At 57.0% G+C, this 6,757-nt stretch carries 6 protein-coding genes; all 6 read right to left on the bottom strand.

What is annotated here, in order from left to right:
• The coding region (locus K1Y02_24165; protein ID MBX7259477.1) for a prepilin-type N-terminal cleavage/methylation domain-containing protein at nt 1–95 on the bottom strand (95 nt) is incomplete at its 3' end.
• Between the two features lie 287 nt (nt 96–382).
• Entirely contained in the window at nt 383–1,453 is a 1,071-nt protein-coding gene (locus K1Y02_24160) for a protein-L-isoaspartate O-methyltransferase (GenBank protein MBX7259476.1), read from the bottom strand.
• A 13-nt stretch (nt 1,454–1,466) separates the two neighbouring features.
• Entirely contained in the window at nt 1,467–3,893 is a 2,427-nt protein-coding gene (locus K1Y02_24155; protein ID MBX7259475.1) for a hypothetical protein, read from the bottom strand.
• 8 nt (nt 3,894–3,901) lie between these two features.
• Nucleotides 3,902–5,113 (bottom strand): beta-lactamase family protein, encoded by a 1,212-nt coding sequence (locus K1Y02_24150; protein MBX7259474.1) that lies wholly within the window; start codon nt 5,111–5,113, stop codon nt 3,902–3,904.
• A 117-nt stretch (nt 5,114–5,230) separates the two neighbouring features.
• Nucleotides 5,231–5,701: a cyclic nucleotide-binding domain-containing protein gene (locus K1Y02_24145; GenBank protein MBX7259473.1), complete on the bottom strand. Its 471-nt coding sequence runs from the start codon at nt 5,699–5,701 to the stop codon at nt 5,231–5,233.
• Nucleotides 5,702–5,785: 84 nt separating this feature from the next.
• Nucleotides 5,786–6,634 carry a PTS sugar transporter subunit IIA gene (locus tag K1Y02_24140; protein ID MBX7259472.1) on the bottom strand — a complete coding sequence of 283 codons (849 nt, stop codon included), beginning with the start codon at nt 6,632–6,634 and terminating at the stop codon, nt 5,786–5,788.
• Nucleotides 6,635–6,757 lie beyond the last annotated feature (123 nt).

Here is a 6,757-nt window from a genome sequence, read left to right as displayed (position 1 = left end):
CGGAGCAGGTTGGGAATGGCGATAGCCGCGATGATCGCGATAATGGCGACCACAATCATCAACTCGATCAACGTGAAACCGGACTTCTTTGACATAGCCTTCATTGAATTACCCTCCAGGTGCGCCTAAGTTACTGCGTTCCCAAGAACCCTCGTCGGTCGCATCCCGCTACCCGACGCTCAATTCAACTCTCAGGTCCTTAAGAGCAACCACGGTGCCATGCATGCACACATATTCGTAAAGCACGAATGGAGAACAAGTTAATGCGAATCAAACCAAACGAAAAGCCCTGGTACACCGTTCAGAAACGGACGTAACAGGGCGTGGAGTGACAAAAAACGTCATCGAGACCACCTTTCAGTAGTCCTTCAAACCCAACTGGTTATGAACTGGCTGCCTCAACCGCTTGCGGCGCGTCTGGTTGCGTCACTTCAGGCTTTTCCCCTGCCTCAGGTTGCGCAGGCGCCGCCTTTTCGACAGGAGCCTCGGCAGGCGCCTCGGTTTTGGGGGCCGGTGCCGCCTTCTTCGCTTCAGTCTTCTTGTTCTCCAGCATCGCCCCCGTCATCGGGATGAAATAGATCCCCATATCGCGCCTGGATCGGACTTTGCCTTCGGCGTCCTTCGTGTACACGTAGAGCACCTGCTTGCCGCGCATCGCAGGTCCGACGGGGATGATGAGTCGGCCGCCAGGCTTGAGCTGCTCCAATAGGGGTGGCGGTACGTGAAGCGCCGCGCACGTCACGAGGATGATATCGAAACCGCCTTGAACCTCAGGCCACCCGTAGTAGCCATCGCCAACCTTCACGTGGACGTTGTCGTATCCAATGTCCTGAATGATTTTCGATACCGAGTTGCCAAGCGGCTCAATAATCTCAATGGTGTAGACTTCCTTCACAATGTGCGAAAGCACGCTGCTCTGAAAGCCGCTACCCGTACCAATCTCAAGCGCAACCTCGCCCTGCTTCGGCTTGCACAGTTGCGTCATGTAGGCCTGCCCCAGATAATCGCTGAGCGCACTGCCATACCCGATTCCCCAAGGCTTGGGTTCCTTTTCGTAAGCGCTCTTGACTGTCGAGAACTTGCCTTCGTAGTTGTAGTGATAGTATTCGCGAGGTACCGCCGCAAACGCCGCCATCACATTCAGGTCGGCTGATCCCAGACGGTCCTTCAGATACTTTCCAATCGCAACGAGCGCGGATTCCTTCCGGGCTTGAAGCGCATTGAAATCCGCCTCGGATAGCTTCATCGAGCGGCCGGTCTTCTCGACCAACTGGTTGTAGCGCTCATAGGTCCAATCGGAAGATGGAGCCGCTGCAGCGGACTCTGGTGCGGCGACTTGTTCTACCTGGGCGCCCGCAGAGACGGGCGATTCGGGCGCGGAGGCTGTTTCCTGGGCCAATGCGGGCGTAACGGCAAATACAGCCAATATGAGCACGGCGCGACACAACTTCATGAATGGAGCCTTTCTATTCGTCAGCGGTTTCGGAACCTGGAAATGTTAGCCATGCCAGCGGATACAACAGCAAAGCCATCCAGAACACGACACTGTACCCATAAGAGACGGCAATAATACTCGCCAGCGGCGAAGAAATCACGGAGAAAGCTCCGTTTATTCCCCACGCCAAAGGCAGGAAGCCCGCCATACGCCCCCGAAGCGCGCTCATTCCCAGGGAGAACGGCATGCCCAGAGCCGCCGAAATGGGGGCGATTAACCCCAAAATGGCCGCAATCTTGAGCGAATACGGTGCATCCAGCAGGGACAGAATGATGCGATCGAGGAACATCAGATAGACTGCCAGCATGCCCACGATGACGAGCGCTACCAGCGTCAGGCCCCGTTTTGGCGAGGACTCGAATCGCGAAGCGAAGTAGCTGCCCAAACCCGAGAACACCAGCATTCCAGACAGTACCACGGCGAAGGCCGACACCGAATCGTTCAGCAAAAAGGTGAACTTCTCGATCAACGTGATCTCTATCGCCAAGAATCCAAGCCCAAGAGCCGCAAAATAGACGACTCCCTTTAGCACGCCTCCCGCGGTCCCGCCTACCGCGCGCATGCGCACGAGCGGCGCGAGCAGCACAATCAATGCGAACAATGTGGCCTGCGCAAGGACCGCAATGTTCACGAGAAAACCGATCTCTTCATGGGGTATCAAATCGATCTTCGCAATGAGCTGTCCAAGTCGAGACGGGCGGAAAATGTATTGAAGAAAAGGCCGATCCAACGTGACGGGTCGCAGGCTGAAGAAGTTGCCTGCAAGAAACGACTCGCGATCTTTGGACAACAAGGCGATCAAGTCATCGCGCAATGCATCCGAGGCTTCGCCGCCCCCGACCTCGACCGTTTCGGTGTCGAACGACACTTTCGGCAAATCGTTCCAGACTTCCAAACTCGCTGGATCGATACCCGGAAAATACGAACAATCGAAGGACAGATTGGAACAGAACTCTCGAAGCGCCGCCACATCCGGCTCGGAGAAGGCTGATTTACTAATCAGCACACGCGCATTCCACTCGTTCCGGTAGACGGCCAGGTGTGTTTCCGGCGACGCGACGCCAAGACCCGCCAATGCGCTGCGCGCCGTTTCCACCAACTTCACCGCATACACGGAGAACTCGCGGATAGAAACGGGCACCGAAATAACGCCGTTCGGCGTAAGACGGTCGAAGAACATTCGAAGCGACTCTTCCGTGAGCGAGTACTTGTTCGCATAGCCGCAATCCAAATAGTCTTCCGAAATGTCGATTACGTCGAACGGCTCATGCTCGCGCGCCAAGTACGATTGCGGGGACTCATTGAGATAGGCGCACGACTCCGGCAGCTTGCCTGCAATCCTTGCGCTTGCCAAGCCATAGATGAATGGCTCCGACTCCAATACGACCGCTTGCCGAGCACCCAGTTTGGCCACCTCGAATACGCGCGATCCGCCGCTGCTGCCGATCGCCAGTGCGCGCCCGCCTTTTCGCAATTGGTAGGGGAACGTGCTCAGCGCGCCCTCTACATACGTAAACGCGTCATCGGTGTTCGCGATTAGCGACGAGAGCCGGTTACCGTCCTTGTAGATTCCAAGCGCGGGAGGCGGTGACTCCAAGTTCATCAAGCCGACGTTGTTGGAGACAGCAAGGTCGCGGCGCTCCGTGAAGTTATCGAGAACCTGATAGAAGCCGCGCGGCGTGCGCGACTCTTCGACAATCCGATTGCCGTGAACGTGCAACACGGCGTAAATGGACTTGAACTCAAACACACGCGCGCGATTGAAGGCGATACTCAGCGTTACACAAGCAACCAGAACCACTATCCCCACAAAACCAATCAATACCCGGCCCCGGGCAGGCCACGCATAGAGAAATGCCGCGGGTATCAGAATGCAGGGGATGGAACAGATTAAGTAGAAGGGATGAATGAAGAACATCAAACCAAGTATCACGGCTGCGCCCAATCCGGCGCCGATTAGATCCGCCGCATACAGCTTCGTGATTTCTTCATGGTACGTGACAAAACTCAGCCCCAGGAACGTGCCCGTGAGGAAGAAATAGGGAAATAACGCAAGGTAGAACTTACCGATGTTTACGAGCTGCGACTGCCAAAGCTGCTGGTTCTGCAGTTCCAGAGGGTTAAAGGCATTGATCGTGATGAAATAGTACCCTGCCGCCGCGGCTGCCATGATCAGCAGGGGCAATACCACAAACAGCGTCGATGCGTATCGCGTGGCCACGCCGCGAAACAGCGACAACACGACGCCGCTGAACGCAAACCCGACCATGGCTATGGAAATCACCCAGTAACCGTATTCCGACCAACTCGCAACGGCGAAATAGCGGGTGAGCATGACCTCAAACGAGATCGAGGCCATGGACACGAAGAATACAGCCAGGGCACGTCGCGACAACACGGGTTAAGTTACCTCTTCTTGCTCTTACTTTTGCTCTTGCTTTGTGTCTTGCGGCGAGGTGCAACGGCTTTCTTTGGCGGAACCGGGTGCGATGGATCAGGCCACTGCCTCAACTTGCCTTCGTAAAACACGTCGTATATCCAATTGAACACCGGGTCCTGATGGTCGCAGACGCACGCGGCAACTTTGTGCGCCACGCGCAATCCGTGACGGCCATTCGTGAATACGACCAATCCGGATCCCGTAGTGCGCGATCCGGTGGCGTAGCTCATATACCCACGGCTGTCACCGAAGTGCCAGAACCGGTCTCCATCGTCGGAAAGATGCAATCCCCACCCAAGCCCCCACGCCAAATTCGGCGAAAGCTGTACTTGAGGCCCCAGCATCATGCGCACGCTGCAATAGTTCGCTCCGCGAACCGGCGTCGTCTGGCTGGCCATGAGGGCAAGCATAAACTCCGCGAAATCTCGAGGCGTCGTGTGAAGCGAACCGGCGCCGCTCGCCTCGGTCGGATGGCTCACCGCGCGAACGGGCGTGCCGTCCCACTCGTAACCGGCAGCGGCCGTTGCTTCGTATTCATCACGCCAAACAAAACTCGTCTCGCGTAGTCCTAACGGTTCGGCGACTTCCTTCTGCAGCGCATCCGCGAGAGGCTGTGCGGTCACGGTCTCCACCACCCGTTGAAGATAGTTGTACGCCTCGCTCGAATACCCGAAGCTCTCGCCGGGCCGAAAGCGCATCCGCATCGGCCAACGTCCGTTCTCCCAATTGGGAAGCCCGCTGGTGTGTGCAAGTATCGTGCGCACCGTGATCTCGCTGGCCATCGCGTCGTTGGACGCAACGGGGCTCGCCATGTAGCGAATGACCGGTGCGTCAAGAGAGATCGCCCCCCGCTCGACCATGCGCATCACACAGTAGGCCGTCATTGGCTTGGTAAGCGACGCAGCCTGAAACACCGTTGCCGGCGTAACGGCCTTCTTCGTGTTCTTGTTCGCTATCCCATACCCCCGCACCTGGTCAACGCGCCCGCCTCGAATGATGGCCAACGAAAGCCCGGGAACCCCCGATCGCATCAGACAATCCGCGACAACAGCATCCAGCCTGCCTAAATCGCCCGACGGCGGGGCCGTTTCGACTTGTGCGGACACAACACCCGCGCCTGCAACCGCCAATGCCGCGCCTCGCAGGAATAGATCTCGCCGAGTAATGGAGGTAGGCATCCTAACGTCCTCTCAAGAAACGCGGCCCTCTGCTTGCCGTACTTCTTCCCCGGCCAGAACAAGGCAACTGGGTGTTGCGCTGAGAGGCTCGGAAAGACGCAATGACTTCGCGAACGTTCATGGCTGTTCGGTTACGTCTTCGGTCTCTTTCGCTTTCGCCTCAATGAGCTTGGTGTTCATGTCTCGAAGGCGACGGCTCATTGTGCCAATGACGTTCAGAAGTATGCGTATGGCGACTCGTTTTTCCATCAACCGCTGAAACACCGTCTCGCTCAACACGAAAAGCCGTGCCGTTTCCGATGCCACAGCGGACGCGCTGCGCGGCTCGCCGTTTATCACGGCCATCTCGCCGAACAAGTCGCCCGTTCGCAACGTCGCTATCAGTTTCTTGCGGTCATACAGTTCTACCCGGCCTCCAAGCACCACATACATCTGGTTGCCCGTCGTGCCTTGATAGAAAATAACATTGCCCTTCTCGACGGTCATGGTCATGCCCTTCGAGAATATCTTGGCGACGTCCTCCGAACTCAGTCCGTTGAACAGAGGGACACGCCGGGCGATCTCATCGAACTTCGGATTTACAGACATGGGTCACCATCTCCAGCCACCATTGCCGCCATGCCCATAGTTCGCGCATCCAGGACCAAGTACTGCCGTGCCGGAAACACGACCCTACACGACGTAAATAAACCTGCTGCAGTTCATGCACGTATGGATGTGGTTCGGGTCCTGCCGCACTTGCTGAACAAACTTCGACGGCAGCTTCATGAAACAGCCTTGACACGTGTCGCCTTCCACCGGCACCAGCGCTGGTTTCCGGCTCTTCATCAGCTTGTCGAAGTGATTCAGAATGCGCGGCTCCACCAAGCTGCGAATCGTATCGATTCGCTTCTGAATCTGCGTCTTGCCGGTGCGCGAGCTCTGCATCATCTCGTGGCACAACTGCAACCGGGCCAGCAAAATCAGGTCCGCGTTGCCGTCTGCCGTCTTCGCGATGGCAGGGTCCGCCTTCAGCTTCTGCAAGCGCTCCTCGTGCGTTTCCGTGAACGTCTGCGAAGTCTGCTCCAGAAGGTCAAACATGTCGTCGGCGGTTTCCGCCTCCAACATTGCGCGGAGATGGTTTGCGTCGCTCAATAGTTTGGCCACGGTCGCGACAAAATTGAGGTACGTCGTCTGCTCCGACGGCGGATAGCAAATCAGGAAAATGAGGTGCGTGGGCTTGCGGTCGACCGCTTTGAAGTCGAGTCCCTGGGGTACGCGCCCCACCGCGCAAGCCAATTGCTTCATGCCCGTTATACGCGCGTGCGGCACGGCAATGCCCCTGCCGATTCCCGTACTCTCGGTAACCTCGCGCGCAAGAATCTGCTCCAAAGCCAATCCGGCTCCGTCGAGCTTACGCTTCTCGAACAGCAAGTGGGTCAACTCTTTAAGGGCGTCTGCCTTCGTCGTCGCCTGCAAATCAGGCACAATGCACGGCTTCGTAATGTACTTCGTCAGGATCATTCCGTCTGGTCCCTTCACAACAAAGACCCTCCCGGCACACGGGCGAGATAGCGCCAAACAGTGCGTGGGTCCAGTTCGATGGCCGGTAGTCTACCACACGGGAGCTTCAGAACATAACAAGACCGAAAAGTGGCGAAAGGC

The organism is Candidatus Hydrogenedentota bacterium (assembly GCA_019695095.1).
GTDB lineage: Bacteria > Hydrogenedentota > Hydrogenedentia > Hydrogenedentales > SLHB01 > JAIBAQ01.
Note: the sequence above shows the minus strand (reverse complement) of the source record. Positions and strands in the feature narration are given on the sequence as shown.

Bases quoted from the DNA above. Each gene is read 5' to 3' on its own strand.
- K1Y02_24160 (MBX7259476.1), bottom strand. From the start codon at position 1,453: ATGAAGTTGTGTCGCGCCGTGCTCATATTGGCTGTATTTGCCGTTACG.
- K1Y02_24150 (MBX7259474.1), bottom strand. From the start codon at position 5,113: ATGCCTACCTCCATTACTCGGCGAGATCTATTCCTGCGAGGCGCGGCA.
- K1Y02_24145 (MBX7259473.1), bottom strand. From the start codon at position 5,701: ATGTCTGTAAATCCGAAGTTCGATGAGATCGCCCGGCGTGTCCCTCTG.